The organism is Paenibacillus validus NBRC 15382, from assembly GCF_004000985.1.
GTDB lineage: Bacteria > Bacillota > Bacilli > Paenibacillales > NBRC-103111 > Paenibacillus_G > Paenibacillus_G validus.
Map to the genome: position 1 here is coordinate 114,731 of NZ_BIMH01000005.1, position 20,510 is coordinate 135,240.

Below are 20,510 nucleotides of genomic sequence, written 5' to 3' on the forward strand. Positions count from 1 at the left end.
GAATTCCGGGCGTCAAGACGCACCGGATATCCCGTCCTTCTTCTCTTTGTCGATCGCTTCAGACATTGTTTTATCGGTTAGATGGGCGTAAATTTGTGTCGTTTCGGGCGAGGCGTGACCGAGCTGCTCCTGCGTTTTGTACAGATCGTTGCGCAAGTAATAGTCCGTCGCGAACGAATGGCGCAGTTTATGAACCGATAAGTAAGGTTTGCCGAATCTTTTGGCATATTTGATCACCATTTCCTGAATCGCCCGTTTGGTCATACGCTCGCCTTCCTGTCTGCCGTTAGCCAAAGCAAGGAAGAGCGCCTTCTCGCGTTTCGGCGCTTTGTAGACAGAGCTGCGAAGCTCCAAATAACAGGCCAGATCATCTACCGCGTCCTGCCGGAAATAGACGGGCGTTTTGAACGTCTCGTCGTTCTTGCCTTTGCGGAACGCATAAATAAGCTTCTTCTTCAAATCGACGTCCTCGACGTTCAGGTTAACGACCTCCGACACGCGCAGTCCGGAGTTGAGGATGAGGCTCACGAGACAGGCATCGCGTGTTTTATTGATCTCGTAAGCATAGGTCGCCTGCTTGTTCGATGCCACGTCTTGGCCGTAGCCCGTCTTCACATAGTCGATAAACTCGGCGATCTCCGCCTCCTGCAGCAGCTTGCCTTCGAGCTTGGCCGCCGAGTCTTTCGGTTTATGCGTCCGTTTAATTTCCACCTTCGCCATGACATTGCGCTTGAGCAGCGGGTAGAAATTCTCGTCCTCGGCGATTTGACTCAAATAATGAAACAACGAGCGCAGCGAGGACAGCTTGCGGGAAATGGTCGTTTTCGAATTGGCGTTCGTTTTGCGCATGGCGAGGAACATCTTGTAATGATCGATGCTCTCCATATGCAGCCGCTCGAGATCGAGGAGCGGCACATCTTTCATTTGTCCGGCCGTACTCAACCCTTCGGCGAGCAGCCAGCCGAAGAATGTCTCGTAATCCCTCACATATTCGAGCAGGGAAGAGGGAGACAAGTCGGGCAGTTTATAATTAATGAATTTCTCCACGTACCAGGGCATCAGCGGGATTTTTTTCTCCAGTTCCAAACGGTCTTTGACTTTGATTACGTTCATCGGGCCACGCTCCTTAACTGCCTGTATTCAGCAATTAGTTAACATAATTATAATTATATATTGTTTTGTTGGTTGACAGCTGCTTGAACCGATCGCTGTACCCGTTATTTTATCACAATTGCAGGAAATCGGTTAGATATGGGGGTTGAATTCACAGGCAGGTTCGTGTACATTAAGGCTAGTCTTACACAAGTGCATATTGTGGGAACAGGTGCTTCAACTTCAGGTTGAAGCTTAATAGGGAAGTTCGGTGCAAATCCGATGCGGTCCCGCCACTGTAACAGCGTAGTTCGCAGCCACGAAGCCACTGATTCGCAACCGGATCGGGAAGGCGGCTTGCGGGCGTCGATGCTGGTAGCCAGGAGACCTGCCTGTTCTGACGACACTGATATACCTACGGACGATAGGGAGGTGTTAGGAAGCTGCTGCGATCGGTTTTCGTACGGAGGGTGAATGGCCCCTTTCGTTCCGAAAGTTTATCAGGATAAGAAGCATTTCTAACCGTCTACGGTTGGGAATGCTTTTTTTGTTGCACAAATTCATGGGAGGAGATTAAATGAAATCATCCAAAGTCTTGTCAATGATCGCGGTTATCATCGGATTTATCGTTTATTTTGTCGTGAACGAGCCGCAATCTGCTAATGCGATGCACATCATGGAGGGATTCTTGCCGCCAGGATGGGCGATCTTCTGGTGGGCGGTGTTTATCCCGTTCTTCGTGCTCGGCGTCCGCGCCATTGCCCGGATCACGAAGACGTCGCCGGAATTGAAGCTGCTGCTCGGTCTGGCGGCTGCGTTCACGTTCGTACTGTCCGCCTTGAAGCTTCCTTCGGTTACAGGCAGCAGCTCTCATCCCACCGGAACCGGTCTCGGCACCGTGATGTTCGGGCCGCTGCCGATGAGCGTGCTCGGTTCGATCGTTCTGCTGTTCCAGGCTTTGCTGCTCGCACACGGGGGATTGACGACGCTGGGAGCCAATGCGTTTGCGATGGCGGTTGCCGGCCCGATCGTCGGGTTCTTCGCCTACAAATTCATGGTGAAGACGACGGGTAAAGAAGTGTGGGCCGTCTTCACGGCAGCCGCTCTAGCCGATTTGTCGACGTATTTGGTAACTTCCGTGCAGCTGGCTCTGGCGTTCCCTGCTGCAGAAGGGGGCGTTGCCGCCTCGTTCATGAAATTTTCGGGTATTTTCGCCATCACGCAAGTACCGCTTGCGATTAGCGAAGGACTGTTGACGGTGCTTGTCTGGAACTGGCTGCGGTTGCACCATGCCGAAGCTTTGTCGGTTGTGCGGCATACAACGAAAGGAGTCGATCATTCATGACCAAAAGGATGAAAAACGGGCTGCTTATCGCCGGCGTCGTGCTGCTGAGCACGCTTCCGCTGCTTCTTGTCGACGGAGAATTCGGGGGAGCCGACGGGGCGGCCGAGGATATGATCCGCCAGCTGTCGCCGGCCTACGAGCCTTGGTTTGCTCCGCTGCTGGAGCCGCCTGCGGAAACCGAGAGCATGCTGTTCGCTTTGCAGGCCGCCGTCGGCGCTGCCGTGATCGGGTATACGGTCGGGCTTTATAAAGGAAAAGCCGCGAAATCTAAAGACCGATGATCCATACGATCGATAGCTTGTCGTATACCAATAAGCTGCGGCACGTTTCCCCGATGTGGAAATGCGGATTTGCGGCCGTGCTGCTGACGCTTGCGTATGCGGCGCAGCCTGCGGTTCAGGCTGCGATCTTCTGTTGGATGCTGGTCTGGACGGTCGGTTACGCGGGTATCCCGTTAAAGACGTACAGCTGGTTGTTCGGCGCATCGTGCTTCTTTTATGTGACCAGCTTGCCGGCGTGGGTAATCGAGGCGGCTTCGTCCGCCGCAAGCGTCCGGCCGGATGCGCTGCTGGCTGTTCCGGTATTTCGCAGGTGGTTGTATATTTCACCGGCGGCCTTGGTTCAGGCGGTGGAAGTGTTCGTGCGGATAGCCGCCTGTGAAGCGTGTTTGCTGTTCATCGTCTTCACGATTCCGTTCCCGGAATTGATGCAGGTGATGAAGCGGCTTCGCATGCCTCAAGCCGTGCTTGAGCTGATGGTGATTACCTACCGGTTCTTGTTCCACCTTTCGGATGCCGCACAAGGAATGATCGCCGCGCAGCGGGCACGGGGCGGACACGCAGGCTTCTGGCGCACGCTGCGGGACGTCGCGGCCTTGCTCGTACAGCTGTTTGCCAAGACGATGCACCGTTATCGGGGGTTGTCACAGGGTCTTATGTCGCGGGGATTTACCGGAGAGCTTCACTTTATGCCTTACGAACCTAAGCCGATTCCAGGACGTTACGGAGCCGAAGGCATTCTCGGTGCTGCGACGCTCGCGCTGCTCAGTATTTGGCTTCGAGTGGGGGGAGTGTGAGAGGATGAAGCCGATATTGGAAACTTCAGATGTCACGTTCACGTACCCGGGCGCTCAAACGCCCTCTCTGCGTCAGCTGAATATACGTATACCTGAAGGAAAACGCACGGCAATTTGCGGACCTAACGGCTCGGGCAAATCTACGTTCTTCCTGCATGCCGTCGGTATTCACCGGCCGAAGTCCGGAACGATGCTTTGGAAGGATGCGCCTTACGTTTATAAGAACGAAGACCTGCAGCGGCTTCGCCGGCAAGTCGGTCTTGTGTTTCAAGACCCGGAGCAGCAGTTGATCTTACATACGACTTACGAGGACGTATCGTACGGGCTGCGCAACGCCCGCCTGGAGGAGCAGGAAATACGCCGGCGCACCGAACGCATGCTGGATGTGATGGGACTTACGCCATGGGCGGAGACTCCGCTTCATCAATTGAGTCTGGGTCTAAAAAAACGCGTCGCCTTAGCCGGCGTACTCGTGCTTGAGCCTGAGCTGCTGCTGCTGGACGAGCCGACAGCCTATCTGGATCGTCGTTCGGAGCATCGGCTGGTGGAGGAGTTAAACCGGATTCATGGACAAGGGATCACCGTGGCGATGGCCACCCATGATTTGAACATGGCCTATGCGTGGGCCGATTGGATCCTCGTCATGTACGAAGGAGCGTGCGTCATGGAAGGTACGCCGGAGCACGTGTTCATGGAGGCCGACGTGCTGGCCGCTTACGGATTGGAGCTGCCAGCGCTCGTTGAGCTGTGGAAGGCGCTGCCCGCTGACAGAAGACTCGGCGCCAAGCCTCCGAGGGACATCGCCGCATGGAAGGCGATGCAGGAGACGTGGCGCTGAGCCTGGTCTTGCGCTAGAGGGTCGTCGAACCGTAAGGGGCGGCGGCCCTTTGTCGTTATGAGATGAGGAGATTAACGTTTGCTCTTCTTGCGCTGTGCGATTTCTTCCGTGACGATATAAGCGAGCTCGTCGTTGCCAAACAACGAGAGTACGCCGAGCAGCGTCTCATCCCCAATCTCCTCCGATTCTTCCTTGGGCACCGTTAATTCGACCGCTTGCCGGAGCGCTTCATTGCCTTCTTGCTGCGGATACGCGCGCAAGTAAATATCGATAGGGTCCAGACTGTGATTGACGCACCACTGCGCGAATACGAGGATCATCATTTGTTCGTCGCGCTGATAATTGCGGATGATTTGCTTTTCCATTTCTTTGCGGCTCATTGAAAAATCTCCTTCTGGCGGGTAATATGGATCATTATAACGAAAGTTCGGGTGAGTTCACAATGATCATGAATGAAAAGATAAAAGCGTCCGAAGTTCAATTGACCGGTATCAACGGCGAGGAGCTGGGGATCGTCCCCACCTCGGAAGCGCTCGCTTTAGCCCGCAAGCTGAAGGTCGATTTAGTATGCACTTCGCTGATGAGCAGCCCGCCGCCCTGCAAGCTAATCGGCAAGGGAGCGGCCAAACAGGAAGAGCAACAAGCCCGCAAACGCGAACGGGAGCCGAAAATCAAGGAAATCCGTCTAACTGCGCACATCGAAGAGCATGACTTCGACACGAAGAAGCAGCAGGCGGAACGCATCCTGAAATCCGGCGATGCCGTGCTGGCGGTCGTTCGTCTTCAAGGAAAGGAAGGTCCGAAAGCGAAGGAGCTGCTGCAGTCGCTGCTGCAGGAATTGAAGCCGTACGGACGCCCCAAAACCGGGATTCAGCTGAGCGGCAAGCAAGCTGCGGTACAGATCGACCCGATACTGTAGGGGCGATTCTTTTTGAAATTTAGTTTACATAATATATATTACGTAATCTAACTTGCGAGTTATCGGTTTGTTTCCATTAATTTAAGTTCGGAACACGGAAATGAATAGGATCATGGATACATAGAATGATACCAAGCACGCAATAAGATCTTAGTATTTGGTGGAGGTTCTGGTCTTGGACAAAATGATACCTAAAACGATACAGGCGTATGAGTACGTGAAGAGCGGCTTGAAAACGGGGAAGTGGTTGTTTGGCGATGAATTATTGGTCATGGATATTTCGAAAGAAATGAATTTTTCACGAAGACCGGTCATTGATGCCTTGAAGAAACTGGAGATGGAGCGTTTTGTAGAAATCATCCCGCAAACGGGCTGCCGCGTCGTCAATTGTACCAAAGAGCAGATGGTTAACCATTTTCAAATCGGAATGTGTCTGGAAGGACTTGCAGCCGGACTGGCCGCACGAAGAAGAGAAGATACAGAGGTTCAAGAGCTGATCGCGATTAACGAATCATTGAAGAGCATCATAACGACAACGCCGTTTTCGTATGAACATTATTTTGCTGAAAATAGGAAATTGCATGAAGCGATTTTGAGAATGGCCCGCTCGGAGGAACTGCTGCAGTTCACGAAGAGCATGTGGGATTTGAACGATTTTTATTTGGTCAATTCCTTCCAATTCAAAACCCATCTTGCTCAAAGTATCTCGGAGCACGATGTCATTATTGCCAAAATCAAAAACAAAGACGAGAAGGGAGCGCGATTTGCGATGGAAGAACATATTATCGAGTTTGCCGGATTGTTTAATGACCGATGAAGGAAGTGCGAGGCCGCCCGCAGAGGCATCAGCCTTGTCCCGGAAGGGATACAATTATTCTCGATTCTTACAGCAGGTGACAATCTTGTGCTGGGGATGTATGATAAATATCGTAAGGAACCGGATATCGAAACGAAAGAAGTGTCGTATAATGCTCATGTTCCGCCGCTATACGATGGTCATGTTTGTTTTGTTGATTGTCATTTGGGGATCCGGCATTCCCATCATTAAAATCGGGTTGGAGTATTGCCCGCCCATCTTATTTTCCGGATTGCGCATGTTTCTCGGCGGTCTCCTGATGGCTGTGGTTGCGGCCCTCTGGGGCGGAGCCATCTCGTTCTCCCGGACTTGGCACATTATCGGGATATCGGCTATGTTTAATGTCGTTTTATTTACAGGCCTAATGACGTTCTCCATCGACTATCTGCCTTCCGGTCTAGCCGCGGTGCTTATTTATATGCAGCCTATTCTGGTCGGAATTATTGCAAGGATATGGCTGGGCGAAGCGCTGTCGCCGAAGAAAATTACAGGCTTGCTGCTAGGCTTTATAGGTGTTGTCATGATCAGCGTCTTTAAAGAAGTAAGCGAAGCTTCCTCTCTAACCGGAATTGTTCTCGGTATCACAGCCGCATTCGTGTGGGCGGTGGGCACGGTTTATGTCAAATCGGTGCAAGAGAAGGTTTCCATCCTTTGGCTTGTAGCGGGCCAATTTATTGTTGGCGGACTGGTTCTGCTGTTGGTAGGCCTGTGGGCGGAGTCCTGGTTCGCCATCGCGTGGACGCTTCCTTTCTGGTTCAGCCTTCTATTTACCGCCATCATCGGGGTTGCGTTCGCGTGGGTGTTATGGTTTGTCCTCATTCACGAGGGCCAGGCCAGCAGCGTTTCCTCCTATACCTTTGCGGTTCCTTTGATTTCCATTTTTCTAGGCACGATTCTGCTGAATGAAAAGGTTACATTATCTTTATTTATCGGTTCCGTTTTGATCGGTTTGGGTATTTATCTAGTCAATCGTCAAGCCGCTGAGAGCAGTGAGATCAGCGGCAACATGCGTGAGCTGTAAAAGGGTCCGTTAGAAAGCCTGCTCGAATAAAAATGAACCGTGGGAGCGTTAATTCCACGGTTCATTTTCATATTCCGGACGAGCTACCAAGGCCAGCAGGGGGATTGGCCGTTTTACTTAACGAATAGCAAGGAAATTTGCGGCAATAGCACAATAACCAAGTAAGCGGCGATCATGCATAGAACGAATGGAATAATGGCTCTATCCAGTTTGGCTATCGGCAAGCCGGATATACTGGAAGCGACGAATAAGTTGACGCCAACCGGAGGCGTCAGCATGCCGATCTCCGCGCCTATGACCATGATCATGCCAAAATGAACAGGATCGACGCCAAGAGGCTGCAAAACCGGCAATAAAATAGGAGCGAGAATAATAATGATGGTGACGGTTTCCATAAATGTGCCGACGATCAATATAAACAGGGCAATGATGAGCAATAAAACGGTGGGGTTATTCGATAAGCCAATGATCCACTCGCCAAAAACATTCGAAATTTGATAAAGCGTGATGAGCTGTGCAAAGGCCGTGGCCGTACATATAATAATCAACACGGTACCCGCCGTAATTGAACTATGGATCAGGACTTGCGGAAGCTTCTTCCACGTCAGTTCCCGGTAGATCCACATGCCCACGATAAAGCTGTATACCACTGCGATGGCGGCAGATTCTGTCGGGGTAAAAATTCCGGTGTAAATCCCCCCCAATATGAGGACGGGCCCCAATAAACTCCACTTCGCCGACCAACCTGTACGGAGCACGTTCCGGAACGAAAATCCTTGATTAAGGGTACGTACACCTTCTTTCTTGGAAATCCAGCCGACAAGCGCGATTAAAAACACAATAATGACGAGGGCAGGTCCGAAGCCCGCCAGGAACATATCCTTAACGGATGTGTCTGTAGAAATGGCATATAAGATCATCGGAATGGAGGGGGGGATGATGATGCCTAACCCTCCGCCGGTTGCAGAAATGGAGGCGGCTGTCTCTTTCTTATATCCGGCGCTAGTCATGGCGGGTATCATAATCGCTCCGATCGCGGCTACAGTAGCCGGGCTGGATCCGGAGATCGCGGCAAATATGGAGCACGCCAGCACGGTAGCAACGCCCAGCCCGCTTCTAAGATGACCCGTAAAGCTTTGTACAAAATCAATGAGCCTTTGCGATATTCCTCCCGTTTCCATCAAGGCGCCTGACAATATAAACAAGGGAATGGCCAAGATAGGAAAGGAATCCAGAGACGTAAAAGACAATTGTCCCAAAAAGGTTAACGGCACGCCTCCCGCCCATAAGGAAAGAAGAACGGAAATCCCCAGGGCGAAGGCAATTGGAATCCCCAGGAGCAATGTAATGAACAGCGAAATAGCCAGTACCCAGACAGCCTCCATAACTATTCTCCTCCGGTTTGTTCTTTACGGGCAGCCGTTCGATAAATCCTTTGCATAATCCGAAGCGATAGGAGTGCATAACCGAATGGCACGAGGAAATAAACATACCCCATCTTGATCTGAAGGGAAGGCGAATGCTGATCGACAATCATGTTCTCTATGGCAACTTCGCAGCCGATTTTTATCATAACGATGGCAAACAGGAGCCAGATCGCATTCCGCAACAGATCGACTATACGATTCGCCGATTGGGGAAGCAGTGTCGTCAGCAGTTCGACTCGAAAATGCCGGTTGTACTTGACCCCTAAACTGGCCGAAAGATAGACTAACGCGACGAACAAATATCTGGCTAGCTCTTCGGTCCAATCGAGCGGAAGATTAAGGAAGTATCGGAATATGACTTGTAGAAACAACAGGACTGAAATGACGGATAGGAGGGAGGCGGCCCAAATCTCCTCAAAATAACGGTCAAGCTTACTTAGCCATTTCATATGGACACCCCTCGAAACTTGAATTTATCTGAATGGCTTGGCGGATCGAAGCTTCATTTCACTGCATCCATAATTTTCGGCAGCAAATCTTTACCGATTTTGTCTGCATACTTTTCATTAATGGACTGGACCGCTTTACGGAACCCATCCAACTCTTGCGGCGACAGCTCGGTGATCTTCATTCCATTGTCCTTCAACAGCTGCAAGGCAGCGGTTTCCCTTTCACGATTGATCTTGACCTGTTGTTCGGCTGCGGTCTCGGCCGCTTTACGGATTATTTGTTGGTCCGCTTTACTGAGCGAATCCATAAACTTCTTGCTGGCCATCAGCGGTGCGGGACTATAGGTGTGATTGGTCTTCGTTAAATATTTTTGCACCTCATAAAATTTGGTGGCCGCAATCTGTCCATACGGGTTCTCCTGGGCATCGACCGTTCCTTGCTGAAGAGCGGTAAAGAGCTCTGTGAAGGCCATCGGTGTCGGTTTCGCCCCCAATGCTTTCCACGTGTCGACGGTCAACGGATTCTCCGCTACCCGGACCTTAATATCCAGCAAATCTTTAACCGATTTAATTTCGTGCTTGTTGTTTGTCAAATTGCGGAATCCGAGCTCCATATAACTTAAACCGGCATAGCCCCTGGCCTCGCCGCTGTTCAGAATTTCCATGCCGACCGGGCCATGGAGAAAGCGGTCGACTTGTTGTTCGTCGGCAAATAAAAACGGCAAATCGTACGCCGTAAAGGCCGGGACAAAATTGCCTAATGCCGATGGAGAGATGATGGCGGCCTGAACCGTTCCGATCTGAAGCGCTTCAGCGAGCTCACGGTCGCCGCCCATTTGACCGCTGTGAAAAATTTTGACCTGAATACTATGATTGCTTTCCTGTTCCACCATTTCCTTGAACTTGACCAAGCCTTCATGCAAGGAATGCTGTGAATTCACTGATGTTGCAAGGTTCAATACTTTGGCTTCTTGCTTCGTCCCGCCGGTTTGCGGTATTTGGGAACTTTTGCCGCTGCAGCCGGAGAGGATTAAACCGAGTATGCCCAAAACGCTCATTGACCGAAACCACATGTTCATGTGGACTTCCCCCTTAGAAATGACTTTGGATTGAGAACTGCCGCGCCCGTCTTCGTAATACTCTAGAATCTTAGATGTTAAAAAATCTGAGACTGGACAAAGCACCTATACCCCAAAATGTATTCGCTTACATTTATGATTATGATAAATGCCATGCACTCAAAAAAGACAACATAACTAATATTATGTAACCTATATTTTTCGACGCTGGCTTGATTCAAGGAAATAAATGCTAGTACAATAGAACAAGTTCGATTCAGGAATGGGGAAAGGGTGGCTGCATGAAGCTTCTAACGGTTCAAGACGCAATAGCTAAAGTCAACGCCTGGTTCCATATTCCAGTCACACATGACGTGATCCATAGCGGTATTTACCGCAATTCGGAGCCTAACCAGGTAAACCGATATTTTCCGCGGATCAGTATGAGGCTTTAAGGGTAAGCGATCATGTGACCGAGGTAGATCCTTGTGCGCCGCATCCTTTTTTTCCCGTACTGTCGGATGAAGAGGTGATTAAAGCCAAAGACATCGCCGTCTCCTATTTGCAGCAGCACATGAGCGAAGAAACGTGTCAGTACGCCTTTATTCGCAAGGAAGGACATGAAGTGGCAAGGAGCATGCAGGGAAATCGGCTTCAGGTTGAGATCCAACGCCTGTACAACGGAATACCTGTCATTGGGGGAGCCGTCCGTTTGTTTATAGATCGCGATAGTTGGGAGCTGAACCATGTCATGGACGGCCTGGAATTTTGGAAGATGGCCGCCAATTCTAACATCCTTGCATATAAAGAACCCCGAATTGCAATGGAAGAAGCATGGAGTAAACTGAAAGGAAAAGTCGAATTGAACCTGCATTACAGATTGGAGGAGGGCGTTCCGGCAAACGAAACAAAACGCGCGATCTCGGTCTACACGCTGGATTGCGATTGGATTTGCAATGCCGTTACGGGAGAAGTGACGAAGCTGGCTCTTCCAGGCACTCCTTAAAATGATCACGGCGAGGGCCATATCCGTTCTCCGGCAGCCTGCATACTATGCGGGCTGTTTGTGTTTTTCCAAGTTCTACATATTTCCATTCAAGCCAGGTCATACTATGGAAAGTCGATCGGTTCAAGCTTATCTTTATCTGGAGGAGGCAGGGCATTGTTCTTCTGGCAAAGATTTAAACATAGAAAACCGACAAAAAACAATAGGGGAAGCCGCGGTACAAGTTCCCCGTCCGCAGTTTCTGATAAGCCGGAGCTCCAAATGAAGATTCAGACGGAACTGGAGGATACGATTCGATTGCTGGAATCGCTGCTTGGAGAGAACGAGGATCTCATCATGCGGCGTTTTCATATTTTCGGCGATCACCCGGCCATCCTGATGTATTTCTCCAATATGGCGGATCAAGCGGCAATCAACAGCGAGATTATGAAGTCTCTCATGTATGTGCCATCGCATCTGGAGGGTAAGGAAATTCAACCGGAACGCTTGAAGCATGTGCTGCTTTACGATTCGCTCCACCACAGCAAAGGAACCTTGGAGAGCAAGGTGTCCGTCATTGTTGACGGTGTGCTGCGCGGACAGACCGTTGTAGCCGTACAGGGATTCGATGAGGCCATCTTGCTGGATACGGCTAGCGTGACGAAGCGGACGGTCAATCAACCCGAGACGGAGCAGGTCATCCGCGGACCGCGCGAAGGGTTCATTGAGCAGCTTGAAACGAACATCGCGCTTCTGCGTTACCGCTTGCCGACGCCGGACTTTCGTATAAAAATGACAAAAATCGGCCGGATTACGAAGTCACGGGTGGCGATTTGCTACCTTAAAGGAATCGCGAACGACGCTCTCATCCAGGAAGTTCAGAACCGGCTGGCCGTCATTGACATTGACGGCGTGCTGGATGTGGGCTATTTGGAGCAATTCATCGAGGATAATCATTATTCCCCGTTTCCTCAGGTGCAAAATACGGAGCGGCCCGATAAAGCGGTGGCCAATATGCTGGAGGGCCGCGTCATCATCATGGTGGACGGCTCGCCTTTTGCCTTAATAGCACCGACGGTATTCAGCCAGTTTTACCAGACGACCGAGGACTACTCGGAGCGGTTTGTCATGGTCAGCTTCATTCGATTGGCCCGGTTGCTCGCGCTTGCTTTCTCTTTGATTACACCTTCTTTGTATGTCGCGATTATTTCCTACAACCCGGAGCTGATCCCAACGGAGTTCGCCGTTGCCGTGTCAGGCGGGCGTGCGGGCGTGCCTTTCCCTTCGGTGGTCGAGGTGCTCGTTATGGAGGCGTCGATGGAGGTGTTGAGGGAGGCGACTTTACGACTGCCTCAGCAAATCGGGGGGGCCTTGTCGATTGTCGGCGTTCTTGTCATCGGACAAGCGGCTGTCGCGGCCGGTTTTGTCAGCCCCATCACGGTCGTTACGATTGCGCTCACGACTATCGGCTCCTTCGCGACGCCCGCTTACAATGCGGCTTTGGCGCTTCGCCTGCTGCGGTTTCCGCTTGTGGTTTTGGCCGGGATGTTCGGTCTATACGGCGTTATGGTCGGATTAATACTCATTGCCAATCATATGCTTTCCCTCCGCTCGTTCGGCGTGCCTTACTTGAGCCCGATCGTGCCTGGCAATTTTGAAGGGATGAAGGACACGGCGATGAGGGCTCCGCTGTGGTCAATGAAAAAACGTCCTGCGCTCCTGCATCCGCCCAATCAGAATCGGCTCGGGGATGATGTCAAAGAAAAGCTGGATCAATCTTATCACAATACGCTGGATCCACTAAAAGTCGGGAACGAGAAATGGGGGGAAGCAGATGGAGTATCCACGCCAAGTGACCGTCATTCAAGCGACCGCGGTACTGATTAGCACCATCATCGGTGTTGGCGTACTGCCGCTTCCACTATTTGCGGCTCGTGCCGCCGACACCGGAGCGCCGCTCGTCACGCTGCTCGGTATTTTGCTAGCCTTCACAGGCTTGTGGACCGTGACGAAGCTCGGTATGCGCTTTCCGAATCAATCGATTATTCAATACAGTGAAGTCGTCTTGGGCAGATGGCCGGCATGGCTTGGCAGCATCCTGATCATCGGTTTTTTCTCGCTGCTTACGTCTCTGGCCGCACGCGAATTCGGGGAGGTGGTGATCACTTCCGTATTAAGGAAAACACCGCTTGAGGTTACGGTTATTGTCATGCTGCTGCTCGCGACGCTGTCGTCACGAAACAACCAGACGACCTTTACCTATATTCATCATTTTTATTTGCCGCTGATCGTGTTCCCTTGTATCCTGATCGTGGCGTTATCGCTCAAGAACGCGCAGCTTACCAATCTGCAGCCTCTTTGGGGCAACGAGCCCCACGGCATGCTGTCGGGCATGTTGACGATTGCGGGGTTGTTTCAAGGCTCCTTCATTCATACGATCGTTATTCCAGTCATGCGCCGTCCGGAGAAAGCGATGCAGGCGAGCGTCTGGGGCATGATCATTGCGGGGGGGCTGTATTTCAGTATCGTAACCGCAGCGGTCGGGGTGTTCGGTCCGGAAGAAACGAAGCTGTTGTTATGGCCGACGCTGGAGCTGGCCAAAACCACAGCGCTGCCCGGAAATATTCTTGAACGCTTGGACGCGGCCTTTCTTGCAGTTTGGGTAACCGCGGTTTTTACAACGCTGTTCTCCAGCTACTATTTAACCATCCGCGCGATTAGCAGGCTGTTCCGGCTGCGCGACCAGAAGATGCTCTCCTTATTTATATTGCCCTTCCTGTTTGTGCTGGCCATGATACCACAGAACATCTTGCATATGTACGAGATTATTGTAAGGGTCGGACAATTCGGATTGTTGATCACGATCGTCTATCCGATGTTCCTGCTGCTGGTCGCGGTAATCCGAAGGAAGAGGGGGGAGATGCATGACCGTATGCCGACTGAGCAAAACGGCTAGCCTGCTGCTCGTCTTCCTGCTGACGATTCCGATGCTCACGGGCTGCTGGGATCGTCAGGAGATTGAGGAGCGGGCCGTCGTGCTTGGCATTGGCATTGATACTGCCGATCCGGAGGAGAAAAAGGCGGACGAGGAAATATCTCACCTGAAAGGACAGATTCATGCTTCGGATACCGGTCTGGTGAAGGTTACCGTCCAGATCGCCGTCCCCGGTCGAATACCGCTTGGACCTGGAGAAAGCGGGGGCGGGGGCGGAGGAAAAAGGACGGTTTGGGTCGTGGATGCCGTCGGGTTTACCATCGATGATGCCGTCAACGCTTTACAGCAGCGGGTCTCGCCGCCGTTGTTTTTCGGCCATCTTCGCATCATCGTCGTATCCGAAGCCGTGGCCAGACTCGGCATGCAGAACTTGAACGATTACTTTCGGCGTAATCCGGAAGTGCGCAGATTGAATTGGATGTTCATTTGCAAGCAAGAAGCTTCGGATATTATGTTTGCCTCGCCGCAGCTTGAACGTGTGCCTTCCCTTTATCTCATGACGACGATGGATCAAGCGGTCAAGATGGGACGGTTCCCTAACGATTTTCTAGGTGTTTTCTGGAATGCTTCTTCTTCCAAGGGGAGAGAGGGATTTTTGCCGTATGTGGAACTGAAGAAGGAACAAAATATACAGATTAGCGGCATGGCCTATTTCAGAGGGGAAAAATTAGTAGGCATCTCCAAACCTATCGAGGTTCCGCTATACATGGGAATCACGGGCCTCAGTCTGGCCGGCGGGCAATCGTTCGTGAGAGTGCCGGGCACCAGGGACTACTTCATGTATCAAGTCAGAAGCCGGAAATCAACGAAGAAAGTACGGATCTTAAACGGGAAGCCCGTCATGAACGTCACGATTTCCCTGGAAGGCAACCTGCTGAGTAAATCGAACGAATCGGTTCAGCTCAGCAATGACGTCATCCATGAAATTGAACAGCAGCTAGAATCGCAGCTGCTGACTGGCTATCAGCGATTCATCGCGGATACCCAGAAGAAAGGCTCCGATATCTTCGGATTCGGCGAATACGTGAGGGCCAAAAAACCGGCCTATTGGAACCAGCATGTGAAGACGAAGCAAGCCTGGCAAAACGTATACAAGGAACTTCAAGTCGAGGTCAAGGTCAACATCCATGTTCGCCGAATCGGGATGAAGGCTACCTAGCTGCGAGGGACTTTCGTACATCAAAATAAGGGGGAGGTACAATGGCTACGGGCCTTGCGATCGGCTATGAAAATTTTACGATTTTTTTGCTCCTGCTGTCGGGTTGGTTTATTCTGCAATTTGATGTGAAAGGATATGCGCAAGCGAAGATGTGGAAGGAACATAAAGTCGCGCAAATACTCGGATGGTTCAACCTTATTCTAGGCGTGGCCATTCTGGCAGGGCATTGGATATATGAGCGAGTAAAATGATGGATCAGCAGCTCCGACTACAGGGGCTGCCTTTTTTCGTAAGATGGAACCAGAACCGTCATAATGTGCAAATGGCATGAATACACATAGGAAAGCATGCAGCTTATCCGTCATTATCACGATGTTATTGAACATGGCACGAGGGGATGGAGGCCGGAAATGGAATACGCAGATCCAATCATTGCGATCTTGGGAATAGGTACTGCTGTGCCGGATTATCGCATCGAACAAGCCGAAGCTGCTCAAAGATTAGCTGAAGCATTGAAGGATAGGCCCGACTCTGCGCGCTGGGCAAAGCGAATATTCAAGCAATGCGGAGTGGAAACCCGTTACACTTGTGAACCTAACCTGCTGGAGTCCGCCTCCGATTGCCGTTATTTGCCGCGAACATCCAACAAAGATGTGCCGACGACCGAAGCGCGTATGGAAACCTATAAGCGACAATCCGTTCCATTGGGACTCCAAGCTGCGAGACTGGCCCTCTCGGATGGAGACATGGACGCTTCGGATATTACCCATCTGATCACGGTCAGCTGCACCGGGCAATTCCTGCCGGGAATGGATACCGCATTAGTCCGCCAGCTGGGACTCGCTCCCACCGTGAACCGGATTGCGCTTCATTTTTTAGGCTGTGCGGCGGGCTTGAAGGCCGTTTGCCTATCCAGGCAAATTGTGGCCGGCCAGCCGTCCGCCAACGTATTAATTGTGTGTGTGGAGTTATGCACGCTGCATATTCAGCCTTCCAGCGAGCGGGAGCACCTATACGCCGCTTCGTTCTTTGGCGACGGAGCATCGGCTTGTATTGTCGGTACCGCCGGACCTCACCATAGATCGATCTTTCGGTTACATGAACCTCATTCCGTCCTGCTTCCGGACTCCTCCGAAGAAATGGTGTGGGAAGTAGGCGATTATGGCTTTGATCTTTATCTTTCCAGCAACATTCCCAAGCTGATAGGCCGTATGATACCGGCAGAAGTAGAGCGTTTTTTGAACGGAGAGATCAAGCCGGATTTATGGGCAATTCATCCCGGCGGCCGGGGGATTGTCGATACGCTGCAAGACAAGTTGGGGCTTACCCATGAGCAAACCCGCTCAAGCCGAACCGTACTTCGCGAGTATGGGAATGTGTCTTCGGCGACCATCTTGTTCGTGCTTAACGAGATGAGACGGGAGCTGCAAGTCCTCGGCTCCGGACCAGCGAACGGGATAGCCCTCGCCTTCGGTCCCGGCCTGACCGCGGAGATGATCAAGTTCGCTTATGTCCCGTCCGCCAGTATCCAGGAACAGCTTGCAGGCGGTGCCTATGTGTAAAGCGCTTCGTCAGCGCACCGAAGAGCCCGAATTGATGGATGACTTGTCTATGGGGGGGCCCGAGCTTCGCGAAGCCTTGCAGCATCTTCGCGTGCTGAACCGGATCTTCGCCGCCGCCGCGCCTACGCTGTACGGCGTGCGGCGATTATGGATGGAAGCGGGCCAACCGGACCGCTTATCCATCCTGGATATCGGGGCAGGGTCGGGGGATGTCAATAAGCATCTGCTGAGATGGGCGGATGCGAACCGGATCGATCTCAGCGTCACGTTGGTGGATATCACCGAAGAGGCTTGCGAAGAGGCAAGGCTCTTCTTTCATGACGAACCGCGGGTACGGGTCATCAGACGTGATTTGTTTGAGCTGCCGGAGGCAAGTGCGGATGTGACGACGGGGACGCAGTTTGTCCATCATTTTGCGGCAAGCGAGCTGCCCAAGGTTGTAGCAAGCATGTGTAAGGCATCCCGGCTGGGCGTTGTGATCAATGACATTCATCGGCACTGGCTCCCGTGGGCCGCGGTATGGCTTACGGCGCGATTGATTTCCAATAACCGGTATATTCGAAAAGACGGACCGTTGTCCGTAGCCAAAGGGTTTCGTGCGGCGGATTGGAAGGAACTTAAGCATGCGCTGGGCGTATCGGACATGTTCTATGCCTGGAGGCCGTTATTTCGGTATGTAGTCGTCATCGGAACAAGAAGAGCTCATTCCATCGACGGAGTTGAATAGGATGAAGGATCGCATCCGGGATGTAGCGGTTGTTGGCGCGGGGATCGCCGGCAGCAGTTTGGCCAAAGCTTTAGCGGACAGAGGATGGGATACGGTATTAATCGACCGGCAGCGGTTTCCCCGGCATAAGGTTTGCGGCGAGTTTCTTTCCCCTGAATCCCGACAGATGTTGAACGCGTTTGGGTTGCGCAGCCACGTTGAAGCGCTTGACCCCAGCTTGATTAACCGGACACGCTTAATCTTCAACCAGGGGGATGCCATAGACATTCCTCTGCCCGGCACGGCTCTCGGGGTGAGCCGCCATTCGCTGGACCCGGCTCTCCATCACGCTGCGCTAGGCGCAGGCGTACAGGTGCAGACCGCCGCAGCGGTTAAATCCGTGTATCCCCATGACAGGGGATATTCGTTGGAGACGATACAGGCGGAGGGAAGTATCACCTACCAGGCTCGCGCGGTTATCGCTGCATGGGGTGCCAATCGGCAGGCGGGACTTCCGGGTTACCGCTCGGCCGGTTCAACCAAGCATTCATATATTGGCGTGAAATCCCATTATCGGGGGATCGACATGGAGCAGGTGGTCGAGCTCTATTTTTTCCCCGGAGGTTACCTGGGCATATCGCCCATTGAAGGCGGACTCGTCAACGTTGCGGCCCTGCTGAAACGGCAAGCTTCTCGCAGCGCCGACCCAACGATTGTGGGAATGATTGACGCCGCGGCCCGCGCCAACCCGAAGCTTTACTTAAAGCTGAAGCAAGCCGTTCCAGTCCCCGGTACGCAGGCGGCGGTTGCCCCGGTGAATCTAAACCGCAAGCCGGTTGCCTGGGATTTGATTCCCCATGTAGGCGACGCGGCAGTCATGCTCCCGCCGCTCTGTGGAGACGGCATGTCGATGGCGTTGCGTTCGGCCCGATTGTGTACGCCGCTTGCCGACCGCTATCTGCGCGGGGAAATTTCACTTTCCCGTTGGGAGCGGGAATACACGCAGTCCATTCATCGGGAATTCAAGCGTCCCCTACGGTGGGGACGTCGGCTTCAATGGCTGTTCGACGCACCCGTTCTGCCCCGGCTGCTGCCTGGCTTGGCGCAGCTTCTGCCTGAGCTCGCGTCCGGGTTGGTCCGAGCGACCCGATTAAGAGAAACCGATACCTAGGCATCGCATCAGTTATCGGGAAATCCGCCGTCCAGTCGGACGTAAACCGAGCCATCAGCACAATTTGAGAACAACTGTGTCACGCTATGTAATGCGAAGACCCCTCGAAGGGTACTTCTGGCTTCGTTGTGGACTCAGGCATCGGAAAGGGAAGGGCAGAGGGCGTCAATCGGGGTACACAGGCTTCTTTCTCTTTAAAGCAGGAACATTTGTGCTGCGGCTAAGCGCACAAATGTTCCTGCTTAGTCATGTTGATTAAAGCTTGACCTTCGGCAGCTCCACGATCATTTCGGGGCTTTTTTCTTGCGGGTTTTGACTTGAGCTGCGGCTACGCCCAGTGGACCTGGGCCAATACCCGGGCTTGGGCAAAATTCATCTTTAACCGTAAACGTAAATACATGGTGAGGAACGGGGACGCAATGATGCCGGTTGACGATCTCGATGGGGTGGACGATTTCCACAACCTGCGGGTGGAAAAAATCTTGGAAAATCACTCTAGGCGGGTCAAAAATCTGACTAGCCGGACATTTCGGGCAATGCATTGTACATTCACCTCGTCGGATAAGTTTTCAATACATTACCTGTATATGTGGGACCTACTCCGCGCGCTTGTTCGTTTGTCCAGTATGTGCGGATTTTGTCTCGGTCTCTAAACTTGCCTATTTGATCAAATCGTGTTAGAACAGTTACAATACAGCTAATCGTTTGTACGAATACCGGTTAAGACTACGGTTTAAATAAACAGGAGGGGTCATCCATCATACAGCCTTTGAACCTACAACCTTTGAAGCTTAGCGTATTGGATCTGGTGCCCGTGTTCGGCGGGGCGGATGCCTCGTATGCCCTGGGACAAGCGCTTGAGCTTGCTCAAGCCGCAGAACGGCTCGGCTATACCCGTTACTGGGTCGCCGAGCATCATGACATGCCGGGGCTTGCGTGCACATCCCCGGAAGTGCTGCTGGCGCATATCGGAGCGCGGACGGAACGCATTCGTCTCGGTTCAGGGGCGCTGCTGCTGCCGCATTATAAACCGTTGAAAGTCGTCGAGTCGTTTCACATGCTCGCCAGCCTATACCCGGGGCGCGTGGATCTTGGCCTAGGCCGGGCGCCAGGCGGTTCGGCTCACGTGAGCATGGCGCTGAGCGGCAACTTTCTTGAGAATGTCCGGAAGCTGCCGGAATCGCTGCGCGGAATCACCGAGCTGCTGCAAGGGAACTACGAATGGGAAGGGGAGCCGGTCACCGCCCGGCCGACTCCGCCCGTAACGCCCGAGCCCTGGATGCTGGGAACGAACCGTAAGAGCGCGGCATACGCCGCCGAATTTGGAACGGGCTACGTGTTCGGCCAATTCATGAGCGATTTGGCCGGGGAGGATGTTTTGCCCGCTTACCGGGAAGCTTTCGTTCCTTCCCGCCTATGTCCCGAACCCCGCGCCATCGTTGCCTTAGGTGTCGTTTGTGCCGACACGGAGGACGAGGCGAAGCAGCTCGCGGGGGCAGGCGACGCCTTGTTCCGCAACGAGGGCGACACGCTGGAGCCGTCTCCGCTCGCAGACCGTAAGCTGCTGGTCGGGACGCCGAACGAGGTGAAGGCCCGGCTGGAGCAGTTGTCGCTGTTGTACGGTGTGGATGAATTCATCATCGTCACGATGATTCCGGATTACCGGAAGCGGCTTCGCTCTTATGAGCTGCTGGCCGAAGCCTTCTGGAACGCATAAACAAGTGCGTCAGCACCAACAAACGTAGTCGGACTGCTGCGGTACGGTCCGACTACGTTTGTTTGGCTTGCGCCCGCGAAATTAAAATAGCTTTCATCCTTTTGCCCAGTCATCTCGTTATATAAAATGATGAAC

22 protein-coding genes and 1 riboswitch are annotated in these 20,510 nt (G+C 52.5%); of the genes, 16 read left to right on the top strand and 6 right to left on the bottom strand.

Annotated features, from left to right (window positions below):
• Positions 1-12: 12 nt before the first annotated feature.
• Entirely contained in the window at positions 13-1,113 is a 1,101-nt protein-coding gene (gene xerS, locus PVA01S_RS05740; RefSeq protein ID WP_127605889.1) for a tyrosine recombinase XerS, read from the bottom strand.
• A gap of 192 nt (positions 1,114-1,305) precedes the next feature.
• A riboswitch (cobalamin riboswitch) is annotated at positions 1,306-1,502 on the top strand.
• 167 nt (positions 1,503-1,669) lie between these two features.
• Here xerS and PVA01S_RS05745 point away from each other — a divergent pair.
• Genes PVA01S_RS05745 through PVA01S_RS05760 form a run of 4 tightly spaced genes read left to right on the top strand, consistent with a single transcriptional unit; the run spans position 1,670 to position 4,350 of the window.
• A complete protein-coding gene (locus tag PVA01S_RS05745) occupies positions 1,670-2,437 on the top strand; it encodes an energy-coupling factor ABC transporter permease (RefSeq protein WP_054795449.1) in 768 nt (255 codons plus the stop codon).
• Positions 2,434-2,718 (top strand): energy-coupling factor ABC transporter substrate-binding protein, encoded by a 285-nt coding sequence (locus PVA01S_RS05750; RefSeq protein ID WP_054795450.1) that lies wholly within the window; start codon positions 2,434-2,436, stop codon positions 2,716-2,718. Before PVA01S_RS05745 ends, PVA01S_RS05750 begins: the two co-directional genes overlap by 4 nt.
• Positions 2,715-3,512: a cobalt ECF transporter T component CbiQ gene (gene cbiQ / locus PVA01S_RS05755; protein ID WP_127605891.1), complete on the top strand. Its 798-nt coding sequence runs from the start codon at positions 2,715-2,717 to the stop codon at positions 3,510-3,512. Before PVA01S_RS05750 ends, cbiQ begins: the two co-directional genes overlap by 4 nt.
• Positions 3,513-3,516: 4 nt before the next feature.
• On the top strand, positions 3,517-4,350 hold the full coding sequence (locus PVA01S_RS05760; RefSeq protein ID WP_127605893.1) for an energy-coupling factor ABC transporter ATP-binding protein: 834 nt from the start codon (positions 3,517-3,519) through the stop codon (positions 4,348-4,350).
• A 71-nt stretch (positions 4,351-4,421) separates the two neighbouring features.
• Here the strand turns inward: PVA01S_RS05760 and PVA01S_RS05765 are convergent, their stop codons facing one another.
• Positions 4,422-4,730, bottom strand: a complete 309-nt coding sequence (locus tag PVA01S_RS05765) for a hypothetical protein (RefSeq protein ID WP_127605895.1) — start codon at positions 4,728-4,730, stop codon at positions 4,422-4,424.
• Positions 4,731-4,792: 62 nt separating this feature from the next.
• Between PVA01S_RS05765 and infC the strand changes: the two genes are divergently transcribed.
• The 3 genes from infC (at position 4,793) to PVA01S_RS05780 (ending at position 7,146) form a co-directional block, all read left to right on the top strand.
• Entirely contained in the window at positions 4,793-5,269 is a 477-nt protein-coding gene (gene infC, locus PVA01S_RS05770) for a translation initiation factor IF-3 (protein ID WP_127605908.1), read from the top strand.
• A 184-nt stretch (positions 5,270-5,453) separates the two neighbouring features.
• On the top strand, positions 5,454-6,086 hold the full coding sequence (locus PVA01S_RS05775; protein ID WP_230875960.1) for a GntR family transcriptional regulator: 633 nt from the start codon (positions 5,454-5,456) through the stop codon (positions 6,084-6,086).
• Positions 6,087-6,237: 151 nt separating this feature from the next.
• Positions 6,238-7,146: a DMT family transporter gene (locus PVA01S_RS05780; RefSeq protein ID WP_164751741.1), complete on the top strand. Its 909-nt coding sequence runs from the start codon at positions 6,238-6,240 to the stop codon at positions 7,144-7,146.
• Positions 7,147-7,259: 113 nt separating this feature from the next.
• Here the strand turns inward: PVA01S_RS05780 and PVA01S_RS05785 are convergent, their stop codons facing one another.
• The 3 genes from PVA01S_RS05785 to dctP are packed head-to-tail and all read right to left on the bottom strand — an operon-like array spanning position 7,260 to position 10,101.
• Positions 7,260-8,531, bottom strand: a complete 1,272-nt coding sequence (locus PVA01S_RS05785) for a TRAP transporter large permease (protein WP_127605914.1) — start codon at positions 8,529-8,531, stop codon at positions 7,260-7,262.
• 2 nt (positions 8,532-8,533) lie between these two features.
• Positions 8,534-9,022, bottom strand: a complete 489-nt coding sequence (locus tag PVA01S_RS05790) for a TRAP transporter small permease (protein WP_054795459.1) — start codon at positions 9,020-9,022, stop codon at positions 8,534-8,536.
• 53 nt (positions 9,023-9,075) lie between these two features.
• Entirely contained in the window at positions 9,076-10,101 is a 1,026-nt protein-coding gene (gene dctP / locus PVA01S_RS05795) for a TRAP transporter substrate-binding protein DctP (RefSeq protein WP_127605916.1), read from the bottom strand.
• Positions 10,102-10,549: 448 nt separating this feature from the next.
• On the opposite strand from dctP, the gene PVA01S_RS05800 reads away from it, so the two are divergent.
• The 8 genes from PVA01S_RS05800 to PVA01S_RS05835 all read left to right on the top strand — a co-directional run bounded on the left by PVA01S_RS05800 (position 10,550) and on the right by PVA01S_RS05835 (position 18,658).
• Positions 10,550-11,086, top strand: coding sequence for a hypothetical protein (locus PVA01S_RS05800; protein ID WP_127605918.1), 537 nt, complete (start codon positions 10,550-10,552; stop codon positions 11,084-11,086).
• Positions 11,087-11,347: 261 nt separating this feature from the next.
• Entirely contained in the window at positions 11,348-12,952 is a 1,605-nt protein-coding gene (locus PVA01S_RS05805) for a spore germination protein (protein WP_127605920.1), read from the top strand.
• Positions 12,900-14,021, top strand: coding sequence for a GerAB/ArcD/ProY family transporter (locus PVA01S_RS05810; RefSeq protein WP_127605922.1), 1,122 nt, complete (start codon positions 12,900-12,902; stop codon positions 14,019-14,021). The genes PVA01S_RS05805 and PVA01S_RS05810 overlap by 53 nt, the downstream gene beginning before the upstream one ends.
• Positions 13,990-15,219 (top strand): Ger(x)C family spore germination protein, encoded by a 1,230-nt coding sequence (locus PVA01S_RS05815; protein WP_127605924.1) that lies wholly within the window; start codon positions 13,990-13,992, stop codon positions 15,217-15,219. The genes PVA01S_RS05810 and PVA01S_RS05815 overlap by 32 nt, the downstream gene beginning before the upstream one ends.
• Before the next feature lie 41 nt (positions 15,220-15,260).
• Positions 15,261-15,470 carry a CLC_0170 family protein gene (locus tag PVA01S_RS05820; RefSeq protein WP_054798949.1) on the top strand — a complete coding sequence of 70 codons (210 nt, stop codon included), beginning with the start codon at positions 15,261-15,263 and terminating at the stop codon, positions 15,468-15,470.
• A gap of 159 nt (positions 15,471-15,629) precedes the next feature.
• Entirely contained in the window at positions 15,630-16,781 is a 1,152-nt protein-coding gene (locus PVA01S_RS05825; protein ID WP_127605926.1) for a type III polyketide synthase, read from the top strand.
• Positions 16,774-17,508 (top strand): methyltransferase domain-containing protein, encoded by a 735-nt coding sequence (locus PVA01S_RS05830; RefSeq protein WP_127605928.1) that lies wholly within the window; start codon positions 16,774-16,776, stop codon positions 17,506-17,508. The genes PVA01S_RS05825 and PVA01S_RS05830 overlap by 8 nt, the downstream gene beginning before the upstream one ends.
• Position 17,509: 1 nt before the next feature.
• The gene (locus tag PVA01S_RS05835) at positions 17,510-18,658 is read left to right on the top strand and encodes an NAD(P)/FAD-dependent oxidoreductase (protein ID WP_127605930.1); all 1,149 of its coding nucleotides are present in this window, start codon (positions 17,510-17,512) and stop codon (positions 18,656-18,658) included.
• Between the two features lie 284 nt (positions 18,659-18,942).
• Here the strand turns inward: PVA01S_RS05835 and PVA01S_RS05840 are convergent, their stop codons facing one another.
• The gene (locus PVA01S_RS05840; RefSeq protein WP_127605932.1) at positions 18,943-19,200 is read right to left on the bottom strand and encodes a hypothetical protein; all 258 of its coding nucleotides are present in this window, start codon (positions 19,198-19,200) and stop codon (positions 18,943-18,945) included.
• Between the two features lie 242 nt (positions 19,201-19,442).
• On the opposite strand from PVA01S_RS05840, the gene PVA01S_RS05845 reads away from it, so the two are divergent.
• Entirely contained in the window at positions 19,443-20,375 is a 933-nt protein-coding gene (locus PVA01S_RS05845) for an LLM class flavin-dependent oxidoreductase (RefSeq protein ID WP_412760891.1), read from the top strand.
• Positions 20,376-20,510: the final 135 nt, after the last annotated feature.